Raw genomic sequence first — 20,427 nt, 5'->3', positions numbered from 1 at the left:
CAGTGCCCCCCCGGCCAGCGGCCGGCACTGGGCGACCGCCGGCCGCGCACACCCAGGTCCGATTCCCGCCAGCCGAGGGCCCGACCAGCGGGGCACCATGGGTGACGTGGAAATGGACTTCGAGCGGTGCTACCGGGCGGTGGACAGTCGCGACCAACGGTTCGACGGCTGGTTCTACACCGGCGTGACGTCGACCGGGATCTACTGCCGGCCGTCCTGCCCGGCGATGACCCCCAAGCGGCAGAACGTCCGGTTCTTTCCGTCGGCCGCCGCCGCGCAGGGCGCCGGGTTGCGCGCCTGCCGCCGCTGCCGGCCGGACGCCGCACCCGGCTCGCCCCAGTGGGACGTCCGCGCCGACGTGGTCGGCCGGGCGATGCGGTTGATCGCCGACGGGGTGGTCGACCGGGGCGGCGTACCGGGGCTGGCGGCCCGACTCGGCTACACCGAGCGGCACCTGCACCGGATGCTGCGCGCCGAGATGGGCGCCGGACCGCTCGCGTTGGCCCGTGCCCAGCGGGCGCAGACCGCCCGGATCCTGATCGAGACCACCGGCCTCGGGATGGCCGAGATCGCGTTCGCCGCCGGGTTCGGCAGTGTGCGGCAGTTCAACGACACGGTCCGCGAGGTGTACGCGAGCGCCCCGTCCGAACTGCGCGCGGCCCGTGGCCGGCAGCAGGCGCCGCCCGGCGCGGGGACCATCTCGCTCCGTCTGGCGTACCGTCCGCCGCTGCACGCCCGGGCGCTGCTGGACTTCCTCGCGCTGCGGGCGCTGCCGGGTGTGGAGGAGGTCAGCGACGGGACGTACCACCGGGGGTTGCGGTTGCCGCACGGCGTCGGACAGGTGGCCCTGACCCCGGCGGACGGGTACGTGGCGGCGACGCTGCGCCTGGCCGACCTGCGCGACCTCGCGCCGGCGGTGGCCCGCTGCCGGCGCCTGCTCGACCTGGACGCGGACCCAGTGGCCGTCGACGCCACGCTCGCGGCGGACCCGGCGCTGGCCCCGGTGGTGGCCGCCGAGCCCGGCATCCGCGTCCCCCGCGCGGTCGACGGCTTCGAGATGGCCGTCCGCGCGGTCATCGGCCAGCAGGTGTCGGTCACCTCCGCGAGAACAACCCTCGCCCGACTCCTGTCCGCCCGCGTTGATCATGAAGTTGTCGCCCCCGACGACGGCGTGTCGCGACAACAACTTCATGATCAACGGACTGACCTGCGGGGGTTCCTCAGTCCTGAGGAGGTTCTGGCGGTTCCGGACGGCGGGTTCGGGATGCCCTTTCGGCGGCGGGAGACCATTCGTGAGCTCGCGCGCGCCGTGGCAGACGGAACCGTGGACCTGGCGCCGGGCGGGGACCGGGAGGAGACCGTACGGCGGCTGCTCGCGCTGCCCGGCATCGGCCCCTGGACCGCCAGTTACCTCGCCATGCGCGCCCTCGGCGACCCGGACGTCCTCCTCGACACCGACCTCGCGATCCGCCGCGGCGCAGCAGCGCTCGGCCTTCCCGACACGACCTTCACGGCGCACGCCGACCGTTGGCGCCCCTGGCGGTCCTACGCCACGATCAGACTCTGGAGAGCGGCATGAGCATCGACAGCACCGTAGTGAGCACCCCGGCAGGCCCACTGAGCATCCTCGCCGGCCCGGACGGCGACGTGCGGGCGGCCGGCTTCACCCCGGACCCGGCGGCACTGCTGCCCCTGGTCCACCCGACGCTGCGGGCACCGCTGCGGCGGCGGGACGACCTCGGTCCGATCAGCACGGCCGTCAGGTCCTACCTGGACGGTGACCTGGCCGCGATCGACGCGGTGCCGGTACGGCAGCACACCAGCGGCGAGTTCATGGCGCACGCCTGGCAGGTGCTGCGCGAGGTGCCACCTGGCACCCCGGTCACCTACACCGGGTACGCGGCGCTGGCCGGTCGACCGCCGGCGGTACGGGCCGCCGCGGCCGCCTGCGCCCGCAACGCCGCCGCGCTGTTCGTGCCCTGTCACCGGGTGCTGCGTACCGACGGCACGCTCGGCGGCTACCGCTGGGGGCTGGACGTGAAGACGTGGCTCCTCGGTCACGAGCGGCGGCTGACAGCAAGCTGACACCGGCATCGACAGCTATTGACGCTACCGTCGGGTAGTGCCTGCGGAGAACGACGGCGACCCGGCCGCCCGGGTCGCCGCGGGTCCCCACCCGGTGCACAACCTCTGGCGGCTGCGCCGCTACCTGCGCCCGTACGCCGCCGAGTTCGCCTGGCTGCTCGTCGCGGGGCTCGCCGGCACGGCGGCCGGGATCGCCGTACCCCTTGTGGTGCAGCGGGTGGTGGACGGGCCGGTGGCCGGGCGCGAGCCTGGTGCGCTGATCCAGCTCGCCGGTCTGGCGCTGCTGCTCGGCGTGGTCGAGGCGGTGCTCATCTTCATCCGCCGGTGGGTGCAGTCCTCGTCGGCGGTGGGCATGGAGGCGGCATTGCGCGCCGACGTGTACGCCCACCTGCAACGGTTGCCGGCCAGCTTCCACGACCGCTGGCAGTCCGGCCAGTTGCTCTCCCGGATCACCAGCGACCTGTCGGTGATCCGCCGGTTCCTCTCGTTCGGCGTGTTCTTCCTGCTGCTCAACGTCACCACCTACGTGGTGGTGGTGGCGCTGCTCGTCCATCTGCACCCGGCGCTCGGGCTGCTGGTCGCTGCCAGCGGGGTGCCGCTGCTGCTGATCAGCCGTCGGTTCGGCCGGCACTACCACGCGGCGTCCCGCCGGATGCAGGACCAGCAGGGCGACGTGGCGACACTTGTCGAGGAGACCGCGCAGGGGCTGCGCACCATGAAGGCGTACGGCCGGGGGCCCGAACTGGCCGCCCGCTTCGCCGGTGGGGCGCGGACGTTGCACGACACCGGCGTGGGCAAGGGCCGGCTGCTGGCCAACACCTCGGCGCTGCTCGACCTGGTGCCGAACGTGACCCCGGGGCGTGGTGCTGGTCGCCGGGGCGGCCGCCGCCGCGCGGGGCGCGCTCACCATCGGTGAGCTGGTGGCGTTCGTGAGTCTGCAACTGATGCTCATCTGGCCGGTGCAGTCGCTGGGTTGGATCATCGCCAACGGCCAGGAGGCCGCCACCGCCGCCGACCGGATCCAGGAGGTGCTGGACACCCCGCCGCAGATCGTGGACGCGCCCGACGCGCTGGCGCTGCCCCGCGAGGCGGTCGTCGGCCGGCTCCGCTTCGAGCGGGTCTCGTTCCGCTACCCGGGCGCCTCCGCCCCTGTCCTGCGCGAGATCGACCTGACCATCGAGCCGGGCGAGACCGTCGCCCTGGTCGGCGCCACCGGCTGCGGCAAGAGCACCCTGCTCTCGCTGGTGCCCCGGCTGCACGAGGTGACCGGGGGCCGGATCACCCTGGACGGGCACGACCTGCGCGACCTGCGGCTGGACTCGCTGCGCCGGCTGGTCGGGATGGCGTTCGAGGAGCCGACGCTGTTCTCCATGTCGGTCCGCGAGAACCTCACGCTGGGACGCCCGGACGCCGGCGACGACGAGGTACGCGCCGCGCTCGCGCTGGCGCAGGCGGAGTTCGCGTACGACCTGCCGTGGGGGTTGGCCACGAGGGTGGGTGAGCAGGGGCTGTCCCTCTCCGGCGGGCAGCGGCAGCGGCTGGCGCTGGCGCGTGCCGTGCTCGGCCGTCCGGCGTTGCTGGTGCTGGACGACCCGCTGTCCGCCCTCGACGTGCACACCGAGGCGCTGGTCGAGGCGGCTCTGCGGCGGGTCCTGCGCGGCAGCACCGCGCTGCTGGTCGTGCACCGCCCGTCGACGATCGCGCTCGCCGACCGGGTCGCCCTGCTCGCCGGCGGTCGGATCACGGCGATCGGCCGGCACTCCGAACTGCTGGCCACCGTGCCGGCGTACCGGGCCCTGCTGGCCGCCGACCCACCGTCCGGGGAGCCACCGCCGGCCGCGTCCACGCCGGACGGGTGGGACCTGGTGCGCTCGTGACGGAGGAGGCCGACCCGCCACCGGGGGAAGATCCGGAGCTGACCCGCTGGCGCGGCACCGCCACCGACCCGGAGGCCGACCGGAGCCGCGCCGAGGACAGCAGCCCGGAGGCGGTGGCACGGCTGCGCCGCCTCAGCCGCACCCTGCTGGCCGACCTGCTACGCCCCCACCGCCGACGGCTCGTCGCCGCCGTCGCTCTGCTGCTGGCGCAGAACGCCGCCGCGATGGCCGGCCCGTACCTGGTGATGGTCGGCATCGACCGGGGCATCGCGCCGTTGCGGGACGGCGACGCGGTCCCGCTGGCCGCCGTCGCGGGAGCGTTCGCCGCCGCCGCCGTCGGCGAGTACGCGGCCCGCCAGGGCTTTCTCACCCTCTCCGCCCGGATCGGCCAGGCCGTCCTGCTGGACCTGCGGCAGCGGGTGTTCGGGCACTTCCTGCGACTGTCGGTGGGCTTCCACGAGCGGTACACGTCCGGCCGGATGGTCTCCCGACTCACCAGCGACCTGGACTCGATCGCCGAACTCGTCAACGGCGGCATCGACAGCCTGGTGCTGGCCGCGCTGTCGATCCTGTCGGTGGCCGCCATCCTGCTCTGGCTGGACCTGCCGCTGGCCGCGGTGACACTCCTCGCGTTCCCGTTCCTGTTCTGGCTCTCCCGCTGGTTCGCCGGAGCGTCGGCCAGCGCGTACCGGCGGACACGCGAGGCGGTCGCGCTGGTCATCGTGCACTTCGTCGAGTCGATGCGGGGCATCCGGGCGGTGCAGGCGTTCCGCCGGGAATCCCGCAACCAGCGGATCTTCGTGGCGCTCGGCGACGAGTACCGGCAGACCAGCCTGCACACGTTCCGGCTGATCGCCACCTACTCCCCCGCGATCAAGCTGATCGGCAACGTCACAGTGGCGGTGGTGCTCTGCTACGGCGGCTGGCGGGTGCTCGGCGGACGGACCGAGGTCGGTGTGCTCGCCGCGTTCCTGCTCTACCTGCGCCGCTTCTTCGAGCCGATGCAGGAGCTGAGCCAGTTCTACAACTCACTCCAGTCGGCCACCGCCGCGCTGGAGAAGCTGGCCGGGGTGCTCGACGAACGGCCCGCCGTCGCCGAGCCGGCCCGGCCGGTGCCGCTGCCGACCGGCCCCGGTCGCGGCGAGTTGGCCTTCCGGGCGGTCTCCTTCGGCTACCGCCCGGACACCCCGATCCTCGACGGGCTGGACCTGACCGTGCCGGCCGGGCAGACCGTGGCGCTGATCGGACCGACAGGCGCCGGCAAGTCGACGATCGCCAAGCTGGTCGCCCGCTTCCACGACCCGGACACCGGCACGATCCACCTCGACGGGGTCGACCTGCGCGACGTGGCTGACACCGACCTGCGCCGCGCGGTGGTGCTGGTGACCCAGGAGAACCACCTGTTCAGCGGGACCGTGGCGGAGAACATCCGGTTCGGCCGGCCCGGCGCAGACGACGACGCCGTGCGGGCCGCCGCCCGCGCCATCGGCGCGCACGAGTTCATCGCCGCACTCCCCGAGGGGTACGCCACACAGGTGCACCGGCGCGGCGGCCGGCTCTCCGCCGGGCAGCGGCAGCTCGTCGCGTTCGCGCGGGCGTTCCTCGCCGACCCGACCGTGCTGATCCTGGACGAGGCGACGTCGTCGCTGGACGTGCCGACCGAGCGGCTGGTCCAGCGGGCGCTCGGCACCATCCTGCGCGACCGCACCGCCCTGGTGATCGCCCACCGACTCTCCACCGTGGAGACCGCCGACCGGGTGCTCGTCATCGACTGCGGGCGGATCGTCGAGGACGGCCCGCCCGCCGTGCTGGCCGAGGCGGGCGGCCGGTACGCGGCCCTGCACCGCCAGTGGCGCGACTCGCTGGTCTGACCCGGCGATGCGCAACTGCGTGGCCCGGCCCCCTGGTGATGCCTACGATCGCAGGATGACCGACACGGCGAGAACGGCCCGCGCCGGTGTCCCCGACCGTCCGACCCTGGACGGGCTCGAGGAGACCTGGGCGCGCCGCTGGCAGGAGGAGGGCACGTACGCGTTCGACCGCGCCAGGCAGCGGGCCGACGTGTACGCCATCGACACCCCGCCGCCGACCGTATCGGGCGAGCTGCACATGGGGCACGTGTTCTCGTACACGCACACCGACACCGTCGCGCGGTACCAGCGGATGCGCGGCAAGGCGGTCTTCTACCCGATGGGCTGGGACGACAACGGTCTGCCCACCGAGCGTCGCGTGCAGAACGTGTACGGGGTGCGCTGCGATCCGGCGTTGCCGTACGACCCGGTGTGGCGGCCACCGGCGACGCCTGTCGACGAAGGGGCACGCCGTGATCCCACCCCGCTCTCGCGGCGCAACTTCATCGAGCTGTGCGAGCGGCTGACGGTCGCCGACGAGCAGGCCTTCGAGGCGCTGTGGCGGCGGCTCGGGCTGTCCGTGGACTGGTCCCTGACGTACACGACGATCGGTCGGGTCGCCCGGGCGACCAGCCAGCGGGCGTTCGTGCGCAACCTGCTGCGCGGTGAGGCGTACCAGGCGGAGGCGCCGACGTTGTGGGACGTCGGGTTCGCCACCGCTGTCGCGCAGGCGGAGCTGGAGGATCGGGAGCGCCCCGGCGCCTACCACCGGCTGCGGTTCACCGGGCCGGGCGGGCGCGAGGTGCTCATCGACACCACCCGACCGGAGCTGCTGCCGGCCTGCGTGGCGCTTGTCTGCCACCCGGACGACGAGCGGTACGCCGACCTGGTCGGCGGCACGGTGCGCAGCCCGCTGTTCGGCGTGGAGGTGCCGGTGCACGCCCATCCGCTGGCCGACCCGGCCAAGGGCACCGGCATCGCGATGGTCTGCACGTTCGGCGACCTCGCCGACGTGACCTGGTGGCGTGAGCTGCGACTGGACACCCGGGTGGTGATCGGTCGGGACGGCCGCCTGCTGCCCGAGCCGCCGGCCGGGGTGCCGGCCCAGCCGTACGCGGCGCTGGCCGGGCAGACCGTCAACGCCGCCCGTCGGGAGATCGTCGGGATGCTGGCCGACGCGGGCGACCTGATCGGCGAGCCGCGCCCGATCACCCATCCGGTCAAGTTCTACGAGCGGGGTGACCGGCCACTGGAGATCGTCTCGACCCGGCAGTGGTATCTGCGCAACGGCGGCCGGGACGCCGACCTGCGGGCGACGCTGCTGGCCCGGGGCGAGGAGCTGCACTGGGTGCCGGCGCACATGAAGCACCGCTACGACAACTGGGTGAGCGGCCTGACCGGGGACTGGCTGGTCAGCCGGCAGCGCTTCTTCGGGGTGCCGGTGCCGGTGTGGTACCGGCTCGACGACACTGGCGAGCCGGACTGGTCCCACCCTCTCACGCCGGACGAGACGGCGCTCCCGGTCGACCCGTACAGCGACCCGGCGCCCGGCTACGACGAGTCCCAGCGCGGCCGGCCGGGTGGCTTCATCGGCGACCCCGACGTGCTGGACACCTGGGCCACCTCGTCGCTGACCCCGCAGATCGTCGGTGGCTGGGAGACCGACCCGGACCTCTTCGCGCGGGTCTTCCCGATGGACCTCCGTCCGCAGGGGCAGGAGATCATCCGGACCTGGCTCTTCGACACCGTGATCCGGTCGCACTTCGAGCACGGCGTGCTGCCCTGGCGGGACACCGTGCTGTCGGGCTGGATCCTCGACCCCGACCACAAGAAGATGGCCAAGTCCAAGGGGAACGTGGTGACCCCGCTGGCACTGCTGGAGCAGCACGGCTCGGACGCCGTGCGCTACTGGGCGGCCAGCGGCAAACCCGGCACGGACCTGGCGTTCGACCCGGCGCAGATCAAGGTCGGCCGGCGGTTGGCCACCAAGCTGCTCAACGCGTCCAGGTTCGCGCTCGGGTTGGGCGCGGCGGACGCGCTGCGCGCCCCGGCGACGGCCCCACTGGACCGGGCCATGCTCGCCGAGCTGTCCACCGTCGTCACGGCGGCCAGCACCGCCTTCGACGCGTACGACCACACGACCGCGTTGCAGGTGACCGAGGCGTTCTTCTGGCGGTTCTGCGACGACTACATCGAGCTGGTCAAGGAGCGCGCGTACGGCACCGGAGCGGCGGCCGACTCGGCACGGGCGGCGCTGGCGTCGGCGCTGTCGGTGCAGCTGCGACTGTTCGCCCCGGTGCTGCCGTACGTCACCGAGGAGGTCTGGTCGTGGTGGCGGTACGGCTCGGTGCACCGGGCGCCGTGGCCCACCACGTACGAGGTGGCCCGCACGATCGACGGGACGGGTGAGCCGGCGCTGCTGCGGCTCGCCGGTGACGCGTTGAGCCAGGTGCGACGGGCCAAGTCGGAGCGGAAGCTGTCGATGAAGGCCGAGGTGCCGCTGGCCGAGGCGCTCGGCCCGGCGGCGCTGCTGGAGCAGCTCACCCTGGTCGCCGACGACCTGCGGGCGGCCGGCCGGATCGACAAACTCGACCTGCTGCCGGACCGCACCCCGGAACTCGTCATCGCCTGCGCCTTCTGACGACCGCCGTCCGCCGCCGCCCACCCCCCGGGGGCGGCGGCGGACGGGTCGTCACCAGCCGCGCAGGAACCGCAGGCCGAGCAGGATCGCGACCACGGCGGGCCCGACCAGCAGGGTGATCGCCTGGAGCCGGTACGGCATCCGGTGCCGGGTCAGCTCCACCGCGTTGCCCAGCACTATCGCCCCGGCCAGCATCAGGAACACACCCCACCAGCCGGTCTCGAGGTGGATCAGCTCCACCCGGATCAGTTGCAGGGTCAGGCCGAGCAGCGCGCCGGTGAGCGCGAGCAGCGCCACCGCCCGGTGCAGACCCCGGGCCAGCGGGTGGGCCGCCCGCCAGTTGTAGGTGCCGGCGACCGCCAGGCAGGGCAGCGTCACCAGCAGCGGCCACCCCCGACCCATCACGCCGAACATCAGCAGCGCGCCCACCGCGAACACCAGTGCCCCGACGCAGGCGATGACGTACCCGGCGAAGGCCCGGCCGCCACCCCGGGCCAGCAGCGGTCCGCCACCGGCGGCGATCAACGCGGCCGGGATCAGGATGAAACCGGCCCACCAGTGGAACCGTCCGCTGCCCTGGGCGGCCGTCGCGACCGTGGCGCAGGCCAGCCCGGCGACCGCCAGGCTGGTCAGCCAGGGTCGGCTGCTCCGGGAGTACGGGTCAGACAACGACATCCGCTCCGCTTCGACGCTCACGCCCACCAGCGTGGCCCGCCGGGCCCCGGGCCGTCCATCCGGCCAGCACTACCGGCCGGCGGCGGCTGGCCGGAGCAGCGTCGCCCACCCTCAGCTCGTCTCGCCGGCCACGCTGAACGACCGCAGACGGTCGATGGCCAGCACGGTGAAGCCGACGCTTACCAGCGCCGTCATCACCGACGCCACGGGCACCGACACGCTGGTCTCCAGCAGCCCGGTGGGGGCGATCCGGTCGGCCAGGGCGATCACGTACTGCTGGATGGAGAGCACCTTGGTGCCGCTGACGAAGTTGCCCAGCAGCCCCTCCCAGATCAGCACGTAGACCAGGCCGAGCAGCACCGGCCGGCGGGTGACGAGGCTGAGTGCGAGGAACAACGCCGAGTACGCCAGCGCGCCGAGCGCCGCCGCTCCCGCGAGCGCCAGGCCGAGGCGTACCGAATCGGCCAGCACGCCCGCGACGTAGAGCGGCACCGCGACGGTGGCCGCGGCGACCCCGGCGGCCACCCCGAGCTTGGGCAGCACGATCTGCCAGCGCGGCAGGGGCTTGGTCAGGATGTGCACCACGGTGCCGTCGTCGATCTCGGCGCCCAGCACACCCGTGCCGACGATCAACGCGACGACCGGCAGCACCACGGCCAGGCCGAGGCCCACCAGGACCGGAGGCCCCCACTGCCCGGGGTCCACCCCGAGGGACCGGCAGAGCACAGCCAACCCGAGCAGCACCAGCGGCAGCGGAAGCAGCAGCAGGAACCGACGCCGGCCGAACAGCCCGCGCGCGGTGATCCAGGTAATGGTCGACATGGTCTCAGGCCTCCACCAGGTAGGAGAAGACGCTCTCCAGGGATTCGTCGGACGGCACCAGCTGGCGCACCCGGATGCCGCGGTCCAGGGCGATCCGGGGCAGCGCCCGGGTGAAGGCGCCGTAGTCGCCGGCGCGCACGGTCAGACCGGTGCGGTCCAACTCGACGCCGCTCACCGACGGCTCGGCGATCAGCGCGACGGCCAACGCCCGGTCGTCGGTGGAGCGCACCGCGAAGACGTGCGGACGGTTGGTCATCAGGCGGCGGATGGTCCGGAAGTCGCCGGAGGCGGCCAGCCGGCCGGCCACCATCACCTGCACCGTGCCGGAGACCTGCTCGACCTCCTCCAGGATGTGCGAGCTGAACAGGATCGTCCGGCCGGCGTCACCCAGGGTGTGCAGGAGCTGCATCATGTGCAGCCGCTGGCGCGGGTCCATCCCGTTGAACGGCTCGTCGAGCAGCAGCACCTGCGGGTCGTGCACCAACGCGGCGGCCACCCGGGCGCGCTGGCGCATGCCCTTGGAGTACGTGCCGATCCGGCGGTCCTGCGCCGACTCCAGCTCCACCAGGTCGATCGCGCGGCGGGCCGCCGCCGCCGGGTCCGCCAGCCGGTGCAGCTTCGCGCTGGCCAGCACGAACTCGTACGCGGTGAGGAAGCCCTGCACCGCCTCCCGTTCGCTGACCAGCCCCAGCCGCCGGTAGACGTCGGGGTTGCGCCAGGTCGGTTCGTCGTCGAGGGTGACCGTGCCGCGCGACGGGGAGAGGAACCCGGCCATCATGTGCAGCAGGGTGGTCTTGCCGGCGCCGTTCGGGCCGAGCAGGCCGGTCACGCCCGGCCCCAGGGCCATGCTGATGTCGTTGACCGCGACCACGTTGCCGTACCACCGGGACACCCCGGTCAGGCTCAGCGTGCTCATCAGGAGGCGACCTTCCGGTAGCGGGCCAGCAGGAGGGCGGTCGCGCCGGCGACCAGCAGCACCGCGGCCAGGGCGTAGACCGGGCCGAAGCCACCGATGGACAGGCCAGCCTGGCCATCCTCGACGAGCAGATCGCCGAGCGACCAGATACCCGTCCCCCGCACCAGCGTGGGAGGCGAGGCGAGCCCGGCCAGTTCGTTGGCGGTACGCGACGGCAGGATGCTCAGCACTCCCACGATCGGGGTGGTCATGAGGAAGACCGCGACCACACCGCCGGCGGCGAAGGCCCGCTTGCCGGTCAGCGACGCGACCAGCAGCCCGATCGAGGCGAAGACCACCGCCCAGAGGCCGGCGTAGAGCAGCCCGGGCAGCAGGTCGAGCAGCTCGTTCCAGACGCCCTTCATGCCGTCCTTGGTGGTGAACGCGGCGCCCAGGAACATCACCAGCTGCGGTCCGCCGAGTAGCAGCCAGAGCGCGGTGACCAGCGCCAGCAGTTTGGCCAGCGCGTAGTCGTTGCGCGGCAGCGGTCGGGAGAAGTACAGCGGCAGGACACCGCTGTGCAGGTCCCGGGAGACCAACTCGGGCGCGGCCACCGCGACGAAGAAGATGACCAGCCAGCTCATGTTGTCGGCGAACTGGGCGTACGTGGCGACCGGCTCACCGATCTGGCTGCGTACCGCCGCTAGGGCCACCGCGACCAGGGTGACGATCCCGACCACCAGCCATGGGAAGATCTTGGCCTTGACGCTGCGTCCGAACCCGAACGTGGTGCGCAGCCCGTGCAGGTAGAGCGCGCCGAAGACGTGCCGCCGGCCCAGCCTCGGACCCTGGTAGCGCTGGTAGCCGATGTCGTGGATGACGCCGGTCGGCGCGGAGCGCACGGCGGCGGTTGACGGCTCAGGCATGGGTGAGCTCCCTCGTCGCGAAGAGTTCGGCCACCCGGTGCCGACGCTGGTCCAGTCGGTGCAACGGCAGGTCCAGTTCGGCGACCGCGCCGAGGATCAGGTCGTAGGTGCCGTCGTCGGCCAGCGGTACGAGAAGCAGCCGGCCCTCGCGCGCCACCGGCAGGTCGAGCGCGGCCAGCCGGGCGGCCAGTTCCTCGGTGCCCTCGCTGACCTCCACGGCGAGCACGTCGGTGGCGGAGGTCATCGCGGAGATGTGGTCGGCGCGCAGCAACCGGCCGCCGTCGATCGCGACGAGCGTGTCGCAGATCCGTTCCACCTCGCCGAGCAGGTGCGAGCAGACCAGCACGGAGATGCCGAACTCGGTGCCGATCCGGTGCACCAACGCCAGCATGGCGTCGCGGCCGGCCGGGTCCAGCCCGTTTGTCGGCTCGTCGAGCAGCAGCAGGTCGGGGTCGTGCACCAGCGCCTGGGCGAGCTTCACGCGCTGCTTCATGCCGGTGGAGTAGCCGCCGACCGGGCGGTAGCGCTCCTCGTAGAGCCCGACGTGGCGAAGCGCCTCGGAGGCCCGCTCGCGTGCCGCCGTGCGGGGCAGGCCGCTCATCCGGCCGAGGTGGGTGACCAACTCGGCGGCGGACAGGTCCGGCGGGAGGCAGTCGTGCTCGGGCATGTAGCCGACCCGGGCGCGGACCGCCGCGGGGTCCGCGGTCGGGTCGATGCCGAGCACCGAGACCTGACCGCTGGTCGGGGCGATCAGGCCGAGCAGAATCTTGATCAGCGTGGATTTGCCGGCGCCGTTCGCGCCCACCAGGCCGATGATCCCGGGCTCGACGGCGACGGTGAGGTCGGCGAGCGCGGTGACCCGACCTCCGTACGTCTTGGTGAGCGACTGGGTCGCTATCAGTGTCACGCTGCCCAGCGTAGGGAGTCGATGCGCACCAGAGACACCGGCGCGCCCCCGGTACCCCCCTGATCCTTGCCGCGCCGGACCCCTAGGGCCCGTCGCCGGGTGCCGGAGCGTTTTCGCCGGTCCCGCGTTCGGCCGGACCCCGCCTCGGGAAGGGCCTCCGGAAGGTGACACCATTCACTTCCCGTTCACCGGGCAGTGTTACGGCGGCCGTGCGACCGCCGACGCGGGAAGGATCGTGATGGTCGAGGTGGGCGTGCCCAAGGTGAGTGTCGTGGTGCCGGCGTACAACTGCGGCAGACACATCGAGAAGCTGGTCGCCTCGCTGCTGCGCCAGTCGTTGCCCGCCGACGAGTTCGAGGCCATCTTCGTCGACGACGGCTCGACCGACGACACGGGGGCGCGGCTGGATCGCCTGGCCGCCCAGCACCAGCAGATCAGGGTGCTGCACATCGAGAACTCGGGCTGGCCGTCGCGCCCGCGCAACCTGGGCATCGAGCACGCCCGCGGCGAGTACGTCTTCTTCGCCGACGACGACGACTGGTTCGCCGGCCGGGCGCTGGAACGGCTCTACGACTGCGCGAAGACGTACGACGCCGACGTGGTGATCGGCAAGATGGCCGGGCACGGACGCGGTGTGCCCCGGGAGCTGTTCCGCAGGAACCGCTTCGACGCCACCCTGGCGAACGCCCCGCTGATCGATAGCCTGACCTGCCACAAGCTGTTCCGGCGGGCGTTCCTCAACGAGCACGACCTGCGGTTCCCGGAGGGCGGCAAGCGGCGCCTCGAGGACCATTCGCTTGTGGTGCGGGCGTACTTCCTGTCCCGCCGCACCTGCGTGCTGTCCGACTACACCTGCTACCACCACGTGCACCGCAGGGACGAGAGCAACGTCACCGCCGCGCTGCTGGACCCGTCGAGCTACTTCGCCAGCGTGCGTGACGCCCTGGACATCGTGGACGCCCACACCGAGCCGGGACCGCTGCGCGACCGGCTGCACCGGCGGTGGCTGCGCAACGAGATGCTCAACCGGTTGCGGGGCAAGCGGCTGCTGACCGCCCCGGAGGACTGGCTGGAGCAGTTCGCACTGGAGACCCAGAAGGTCATCCAGGACCGGTTCGCGCCGGGCGTCGCGGCCGGTCTGCCGCCCCTGCTGCGGGCCGTGGCGTACCTGGCCGAGCGGGGCCGGGTCGCGGACCTGCGTCGGCTGGCCCGCTGGGAGGCGGGCATCGGCGCGCACGGGACGATCGACGACGTCCAGTTCGCCGACACCGCCGTCACGGTGACCGTCGCCGCCGAGCTGCGCTCGGCGGACCAGCCGATCGGTTTCCGCGCCGACGACGGCCGGGACGTGCTGGTGCTCCCGGTCGAGGAGATCGACCCGGGGGTGCTCGACGCCACCGCACAGGTCCGCAAGGCCCGGTTGGATGTGGTCGCGCGCCGCCGGGAGACCGGGGACGAGATCTTCCTCCCGGTGTCCTTCGAGACCGAGCGGGTCGCCGGTAGGTCGGGAACGGAGACCGTCCACCTGCGGCACCGGGGCACCACCACGATCGACTTCGGTGCGCTCAACGGCGGTCGGACGCGGGGCAGTTGGCTCCTGAAGGCCCGGATCACCACCGCGGGCTGGACCGAGGACGCGCACCTGCCGCTCCTGTTCGTGTGCCGGACCGACGGGTCCCGGCCCCGCATCCGCGACGAGCGGAAGGTGTGGAACCGGGTCCGGTCGGCGGTGGGCCGCCGGGTCCGCCGCTGATCCGCCCGCCCGGGTCGTGGAGTGGCGCCCTCGACCGATCGGCGGTCGGCTGCGAAACTGTGTGCCGGTCAGCGAGTGGGGGGTGTGGATGAGCAACGGCTGGGTGCTGCCCGACGAGGTGCTCCGGGGCGCGCCGGCGTACACGCCGCGTCCCGGTGAGCTGGCGGATCTTGAGCTGCTGCTGACCGGCGCGTACGCCCCCCTGACGGGGTTCATGACCCGCGCCGACCTGGTCTCGGTGAGCCGGCGGGGCCGGTTGGCCGACGGCACCCCGTGGCAGGTCGCGGTGACCCTCCAGGTGCCGACGGCACTGGCCCAGGGCTTCGATCCGCGTGACCCGGCCCGCCGGGCGCTGGTGCTGACCGACGGCGAGGGCGCGCCGGTCGCCGGCTTGGACGTGTCGGACGTCTGGCCGGTACGCGACGGCGTGGCGGGGGTCGGCGGTCAGGTCCGGCGGCTGGGCGACGGTGGCCACGGCCCGTTCCAGCGGTTGCGCCGCAGTCCGGAGGAGGTGCGGGCGCTACTGCCCCCGGGTCGGGTGCTCGGCGTGATCGCCGACCGGCCTTTGCACCGGCCGCAGCTCGCCCAGATCGCGCACGCCGCCCGTACCCTGGCCGCGCACCTGCTGGTGATGATCCCGGTCGGTGAGGGCGGCGCCGGTGGGCTCACGCCGGAGGCGCTGGTGCGGTCCGTCTTCGCCGCACGGGACCGGATGCCGCCCGCCACCCTGGTCGCGGTGCCGCTGTCGCACCGACGCGAGGAGATCGACGACGCGCTGCTGCGCGCCCGGGTCTCCGCCGCGTACGGCGTCACCCACCTGCTGTCCACCGGGGAGATGCTCTCCGGGGCCGGGCTGCGGGTGCTGGTGCCGCGCGAGCTGGCGTACGACAACCGGGACGGGCAGTGGCGGTGGCGGGAGGACATCCCGCCGCGCAACCGCCGCCTCGCGCTGACCCAGGCCGAGATCGATGATCTGCTCGATCGGGGTTTCCCGCTGCCGGAGTGGCACACCCCGCCGGCGGTGGCCAAGGAGCTGGCCAAGGCGCGGCCCGCACGCCGGCACCGCGGGCTGGTGGTCTTCCTGACCGGGCTCTCCGGCTCGGGCAAGTCGACGGTGGCCCGAGGGCTGACCGACGCGCTGCGCGAGAGCGGCGAGCGGACGGTGACCCTGCTGGACGGGGATGTGGTGCGCCGGGAGCTGTCCGCCGGGTTGGGCTACAGCAAGGCCGACCGGGATCTCAACGTCCGGCGGATCGGCTGGGTGGCGGCGGAGATCGCCCGGCACCGGGGGGTGGCGGTCTGCTGCCCCATCGCCCCGTACGCGGCGGCCCGCGCCACCGCGCGGGAGATGGCCCTGACCGCCGGGGCGGGTTTCGTGCTGGTGCATGTCGCCACCCCGCTGGAGGTGTGCGAGCAGCGGGACCGCAAGGGCCTGTACGCACGGGCCCGCGCCGGCCTGCTCACCGGCATGACCGGCATCGACGACCCGTACGAGGTGCCGACCGACGCCGAGCTGGTGCTGGACACCACCGACGTGAGCGTGCCGGAGGCGGTGGAGGCCGTGTTGCAGCACCTGACGGAGACCGGCTGGGTGGAGTTGAAGATCCCGTCCAGCTGAGGCGTACCCCCGTTTCTTCCGCCGGTACCCGCTACGCGCTAGTGTTCACCTTTGTTGGAACACGTTCGACCGCGTGAGAGTACGTGTGGACCGGGGAGGCACGGCGAATGCTCGCTCAGCAGCGGCAGACGGCCATCCTGGAACGGGTCAGGTCCGCCGGCGGGGTCCGGGTGACCGACCTGGCCACCGAGTTCGGCGTCTCCGACATGACCATCCGGCGCGACCTGGAGGCGCTGCACGAGCGCGGCCTGCTGGCCAAGGTGCACGGCGGCGCGACGGCCGCCGGCCCGAGCTCGACCGACGAACCGGGCTTCCGCGCCAAGTCGGTCCGCCAACTGCCGGAGAAGGCCGCCATCGCCGACCGGGCCGCGCAGCTCGTCCGGCCCGGCGCGGCGGTCGCGCTGTCCGCCGGCACCACCACCGCCGAGCTGGCCCGCAGGCTGGTGGACGTGCCCGGCCTGACCGTGGTGACCAATTCGCTGCCGGTGGCCGAGATCCTGCACGGCGGCGGTCGACCGGACCAGACGGTCGTGCTCACCGGCGGCGTACGCACACCCTCGGACGCGCTGGTCGGCCCGCTGGCCGTCGACGCCATCCGGACACTGCACCTGGATCTGCTCTTCCTGGGCGTGCACGGCATCACCGAACGGGCCGGCTACACCACTCCGAACCTCATGGAGGCGGAGACCGACCGGGCGTTGGTGGCGGCGGCGGACCGGTTGGTGGTGCTCGCCGACCACACCAAGTGGGGCACGGTGGGCATCTCCTCGATCGTCGGGCTGGCGGCGGCGCACGTGCTGGTCAGCGACGAGGCGTTGCCCGCACCCGCCCGACGGGTACTCGGCGAACAGGTGGGTGAGTTGATCATCGTGAAGGCGACGGGGGCGGGACGCGCGACGCGCACGCCGACGAGTGAGGGGACGGCGCCGTGAAGCGCACCGCGATCGACCTGGCCGACGGCCGGGAGCTGATCTACTTCGACGAGCGCGACGACGCGGTACGCGACCAGCCGGACCGCCGGGACCTGCCACCGCCGCCGCCCGCGTCCCAGCTGCGCTACGACCCGCTGACCGACGAGTGGGTGGCGGTGGCCGTGCACCGGCAGACCCGCACCTTCCTCCCGCCGGCGAACGAGTGCCCCCTCGACCCGTCGGTCGGTGACCGGCTGACCGAGATCCCCGCTCCCGACTACGACGTGGTCGTCTTCGAGAACCGGTTCCCGTCGCTGAGCGGCCGGGTGGCCGACGAGCCCGGCGAGATCACCCCGTTCACGCCGGTCCGCCCCGGCCTGGGGCGCTGCGAGGTCGTCTGCTTCACCTCGGACCACAACGCCTCCTTCGCCAGTCTCCCCCCGCGCCGGGTCCGTACCGTGCTGGACGCGCTCGCCGACCGGACCGAGGTGCTCGGCGAACTGCCCGGGGTGGAGCAGGTGTTCTGCTTCGAGAACCGGGGCGTCGAGATCGGCGTCACGCTGCACCACCCGCACGGGCAGATCTACGCGTACCCCTTCGTGACGCCGCGTACCCGCGCACTGCTGGCCGCGGCGCGGCGGCACGCCGAGCGGACCGGCGGCAACCTGTACGCGGACGTGCTGGCCGCCGAACGCGCCTCCGGGGAGCGGGTGGTCACCGAGAACGAGCACTGGACGGCGTTCGTCCCGGCGGCGGCCCGCTGGCCGTTCGAGGTGCACGTGGCGCCGCGCCGGGTGGTGCCGGACATCCCGGCGCTCAGCGACAGCGAGCGGGACGCGTTCGGGCCGCTCTACCTGGATCTGCTGCGCCGCTTCGACGGGCTGTTCGACATGCCGATGCCGTACATCTCGGCGTGGCACCAGGCGCCGGTGCGGGTCGACCGGGAGCTGGGCCATCTGCACCTTCAGTTGTTCAGCATCCGGCGGGCCAGGGACAAGCTGAAGTATCTGGCGGGCTCGGAGTCGGGGATGGGCGTCTTCATCAACGACATCTCCCCGGAGCGGGCCGCCGAGTTGCTGCGCGCCGCCTGAAAAGGGTGTGAGACAGGGCGCGGGGGGCCCGGGACAGGGCCCCCCGCAGGGAAGGGACGGCTGGCTGTGCACGACACAGCCGGGAAGGCTGGCTGATCGGCAGGCATTGCCGCGAGGCGACCGAAGTCAACCTTCCTGGACGCGACTGGCATCTCGTCCGCCCTGGTCAACGAGGCGCGCCGACCGCAGTGACGCCGGTGGCGTGTCGACGACCGGACACGCCGGAGCCCGCCGGCTGATGCCGACGGGCTCCGGTGCTGTGGTGTCTCCGGCTCAGCCGAGCTTGCGGGCCAGGTTCTCGTCGAGCGCGTTCATGAACTCGTCGGTGGTCAGCCACGGGGCGTCGCGCGAGATGAGCAGCGCGAGGTCCTTGGTCATCTGGCCGCCCTCGACGGTGTCGACGATGACCTGCTCCAGGGTGTTGGCGAACTCGGTCACCGCCGGCGTGCCGTCCAGCTTGCCCCGGTGGGCCAGGCCCCGGGTCCAGGCGTAGATCGACGCGATCGGGTTGGTCGAGGTCTTCTCGCCCTTCTGGTACTGCCGGTAGTGCCGGGTGACGGTGCCGTGCGCGGCCTCGGCCTCGACGGTGCGGCCGTCCGGGGAGAGCAGGACCGAGGTCATCAGGCCCAGCGAGCCGAAGCCCTGCGCCACGGTGTCGGACTGCACGTCACCGTCGTAGTTCTTGCAGGCCCAGACGTAGCCGCCCTCCCACTTGAGCGCGGCGGCGACCATGTCGTCGATCAGCCGGTGCTCGTAGGTGATGCCGGCGGCGTCGAACTCGGCCTTGAACTCGGTCTCGAACACCTCGGCGAAGATGTCCTTGAACCGGCCGTCGTACGCCTTGAGGATGGTGTTCTTGGTGGACAGGTAGACCGGGTAGTTGCGGTCCAGCCCGTACCGGAACGAGGCCCGGGCGAAGTCCCGGATCGACTCGTCGTAGTTGTACATGCCCATGGCGATGCCGCCGCCGGGGAAGTTGGCGACCTCCATCTCCATGGGGGCGCCGCCGTCGGCAGGGGTGTAGGTGATGGTCACCGTGCCCGGGCCGGGGACGACGAAGTCGGTGGCCTTGTACTGGTCACCGTGGGCGTGCCGGCCGATGATGATCGGCTTGGTCCAGCCGGGGACGAGCCGCGGCACGTTGGACATGATGATCGGCTCGCGGAAGACGACGCCGCCGAGGATGTTGCGGATGGTGCCGTTGGGCGACCGCCACATCTTCTTCAGGCCGAACTCCTCGACCCGGGCCTCGTCCGGGGTGATGGTCGCGCACTTGACGCCGACGCCGTGCTCCTTGATGGCGTTGGCGGCGTCGACGGTGACCTGGTCGTCGGTCTCGTCGCGGTGCTGGATCGACAGGTCGTAGTAGTGCAGGTCGACGTCGAGGTAGGGCAGGATCAGCTGCTCCCGGATCTGCTTCCAGATGATCCGGGTCATCTCGTCGCCGTCGAGCTCTACGACCGGGTTGTTTACCTTGATCTTCGCCATCGGCCGGCGCTCCTCTCGGGGGACACGTGCTCAAGCAGTACGAGCGTACTGCAATTGGGCCGGCAGCCCCCAGCCCGGCCTCGACCGGCCGGCGGAAACCGGGCTGCACGGCACAGCATTTCCCTGGCACCATCACCCGATGCCTCTGAGCCGCACCCTCGGGTCTATCACGGTCACCGCGCTCACCGACGGGGAGGGCCCCTTCTTCCAGCCCCGCGCCGAGGCGTTCCCCGAGGCCACAGCGGCGCACTGGCGGGAGGCCGACCGCCGCGACCCCGGCTCGGTGACCGCCGACGGGCAGTGGTGGCTGCCGTTCCGCAGCTTCGCGATCCGTAGCGGCGACGGGCCGGTCACCCTGGTCGACACCGGGATCGGGCCGGCGGACTCCCCGGCCGCGAGCTGGGCGCCGGTGCCCGGCCGGCTGCCCGCCGAGCTGGTCGCCGCGGGCATCGATCCGGCCGACGTCGACACGGTCGTGCTGACCCACCTGCACAGCGACCACATCGGCTGGGCGGTCACCGGCACGCTGGGGCGGCCGTACTTCCCGAACGCCAGCTACCTCGTGCAGCGCGCCGAACTCGACGCGGCGGAGACGATCGGTCCGCGCCTGCCGGCCGGCCTGATCGCGCCGTTGCGCGCCGCCGGCCAGCTCCGGGTGGTCGACGGTGACACCACCCTCACCCCGGCGGTACGACTGCTGCCGACGCCCGGGCACACCCCCGGCCACCAGTCGGTGCTGCTGGAGGCCGCCGACGAACGGGTGCTGGTGACCGGGGACCTGCTGGTGCACATGGTGCAGCTCGTCGACCCCGACCTGGCATACGCCCACGAGGTGGATCCGGACCTCGCCCGCGCCTCCCGGCGAAACGCCCTGGAGACCCACTCCCC

Annotated in this window: 14 protein-coding genes and 3 pseudogenes; 11 read left to right on the top strand and 6 right to left on the bottom strand. The window is 72.8% G+C overall.

Annotated elements, in window-relative coordinates; translation table 11 throughout:
• Window positions 1-106: 106 nt before the first annotated feature.
• The 6 genes and pseudogenes from FHG89_RS17720 to valS all read left to right on the top strand — a co-directional run.
• Window positions 107-1,130, top strand: a pseudogene (locus tag FHG89_RS17720) (bifunctional transcriptional activator/DNA repair enzyme AdaA); the annotation flags it as partial.
• Between the two features lie 92 nt (window positions 1,131-1,222).
• Window positions 1,223-1,579: pseudogene (locus FHG89_RS34465) on the top strand (DNA-3-methyladenine glycosylase family protein); the annotation flags it as partial.
• Window positions 1,576-2,085, top strand: coding sequence for a methylated-DNA--[protein]-cysteine S-methyltransferase (locus tag FHG89_RS17715; protein WP_139585498.1), 510 nt, complete (start codon window positions 1,576-1,578; stop codon window positions 2,083-2,085). The pseudogene FHG89_RS34465 and the gene FHG89_RS17715, both read left to right, overlap by 4 nt.
• Window positions 2,086-2,122: 37 nt before the next feature.
• Window positions 2,123-3,962 (top strand): annotated as a pseudogene (locus FHG89_RS17710) (ABC transporter ATP-binding protein).
• The gene (locus FHG89_RS17705) at window positions 3,959-5,833 is read left to right on the top strand and encodes an ABC transporter ATP-binding protein (RefSeq protein ID WP_139585497.1); all 1,875 of its coding nucleotides are present in this window, start codon (window positions 3,959-3,961) and stop codon (window positions 5,831-5,833) included. Before FHG89_RS17710 ends, FHG89_RS17705 begins: the two are co-directional and overlap by 4 nt.
• Window positions 5,834-5,888: 55 nt before the next feature.
• Window positions 5,889-8,453, top strand: a complete 2,565-nt coding sequence (gene valS / locus FHG89_RS17700) for a valine--tRNA ligase (RefSeq protein ID WP_139585496.1) — start codon at window positions 5,889-5,891, stop codon at window positions 8,451-8,453.
• Between the two features lie 51 nt (window positions 8,454-8,504).
• Here valS and FHG89_RS17695 read toward each other — a convergent pair whose 3' ends face one another.
• The 5 genes from FHG89_RS17695 to FHG89_RS17675 all read right to left on the bottom strand — a co-directional run bounded on the left by FHG89_RS17695 (window position 8,505) and on the right by FHG89_RS17675 (window position 12,678).
• Window positions 8,505-9,149 carry a hypothetical protein gene (locus FHG89_RS17695; protein ID WP_139585495.1) on the bottom strand — a complete coding sequence of 215 codons (645 nt, stop codon included), beginning with the start codon at window positions 9,147-9,149 and terminating at the stop codon, window positions 8,505-8,507.
• A 90-nt stretch (window positions 9,150-9,239) separates the two neighbouring features.
• Window positions 9,240-9,950, bottom strand: a complete 711-nt coding sequence (locus FHG89_RS17690; RefSeq protein ID WP_139585494.1) for an ABC transporter permease — start codon at window positions 9,948-9,950, stop codon at window positions 9,240-9,242.
• Window positions 9,951-9,954: 4 nt separating this feature from the next.
• Window positions 9,955-10,866, bottom strand: coding sequence for an ABC transporter ATP-binding protein (locus tag FHG89_RS17685; protein WP_139585493.1), 912 nt, complete (start codon window positions 10,864-10,866; stop codon window positions 9,955-9,957).
• Complete coding sequence (locus tag FHG89_RS17680) at window positions 10,866-11,771, bottom strand: ABC transporter permease (RefSeq protein ID WP_139585492.1); 906 nt, start codon at window positions 11,769-11,771, stop codon at window positions 10,866-10,868. Before FHG89_RS17680 ends, FHG89_RS17685 begins: the two co-directional genes overlap by 1 nt.
• Complete coding sequence (locus FHG89_RS17675) at window positions 11,764-12,678, bottom strand: ABC transporter ATP-binding protein (RefSeq protein WP_139585491.1); 915 nt, start codon at window positions 12,676-12,678, stop codon at window positions 11,764-11,766. Before FHG89_RS17675 ends, FHG89_RS17680 begins: the two co-directional genes overlap by 8 nt.
• Window positions 12,679-12,916: 238 nt before the next feature.
• Here FHG89_RS17675 and FHG89_RS34155 point away from each other — a divergent pair, with 238 nt between their 5' ends.
• The 4 genes from FHG89_RS34155 (at window position 12,917) to galT (ending at window position 18,051) form a co-directional block, all read left to right on the top strand.
• Window positions 12,917-14,431 carry a glycosyltransferase family 2 protein gene (locus FHG89_RS34155; RefSeq protein WP_139585490.1) on the top strand — a complete coding sequence of 505 codons (1,515 nt, stop codon included), beginning with the start codon at window positions 12,917-12,919 and terminating at the stop codon, window positions 14,429-14,431.
• Between the two features lie 88 nt (window positions 14,432-14,519).
• Window positions 14,520-16,049, top strand: a complete 1,530-nt coding sequence (gene cysC / locus FHG89_RS17665; protein ID WP_139585489.1) for an adenylyl-sulfate kinase — start codon at window positions 14,520-14,522, stop codon at window positions 16,047-16,049.
• A gap of 107 nt (window positions 16,050-16,156) precedes the next feature.
• Window positions 16,157-16,981: a DeoR/GlpR family DNA-binding transcription regulator gene (locus tag FHG89_RS17660; RefSeq protein ID WP_139585488.1), complete on the top strand. Its 825-nt coding sequence runs from the start codon at window positions 16,157-16,159 to the stop codon at window positions 16,979-16,981.
• Window positions 16,978-18,051, top strand: coding sequence for a galactose-1-phosphate uridylyltransferase (gene galT / locus FHG89_RS17655; RefSeq protein WP_139585487.1), 1,074 nt, complete (start codon window positions 16,978-16,980; stop codon window positions 18,049-18,051). Before FHG89_RS17660 ends, galT begins: the two co-directional genes overlap by 4 nt.
• Before the next feature lie 273 nt (window positions 18,052-18,324).
• Here the strand turns inward: galT and FHG89_RS17650 are convergent, their stop codons facing one another.
• Entirely contained in the window at window positions 18,325-19,539 is a 1,215-nt protein-coding gene (locus tag FHG89_RS17650; RefSeq protein ID WP_139585486.1) for an NADP-dependent isocitrate dehydrogenase, read from the bottom strand.
• Between the two features lie 139 nt (window positions 19,540-19,678).
• Here FHG89_RS17650 and FHG89_RS17645 point away from each other — a divergent pair.
• Window positions 19,679-20,427, top strand: a 749-nt coding sequence (locus FHG89_RS17645) for an MBL fold metallo-hydrolase (RefSeq protein WP_139585485.1), incomplete at its 3' end; no start/stop codon positions are given.

The organism is Micromonospora orduensis (assembly GCF_006228125.1).
Lineage (GTDB): Bacteria > Actinomycetota > Actinomycetes > Mycobacteriales > Micromonosporaceae > Micromonospora > Micromonospora orduensis.
Note: the sequence above shows the minus strand (reverse complement) of the source record. Positions and strands in the feature narration are given on the sequence as shown.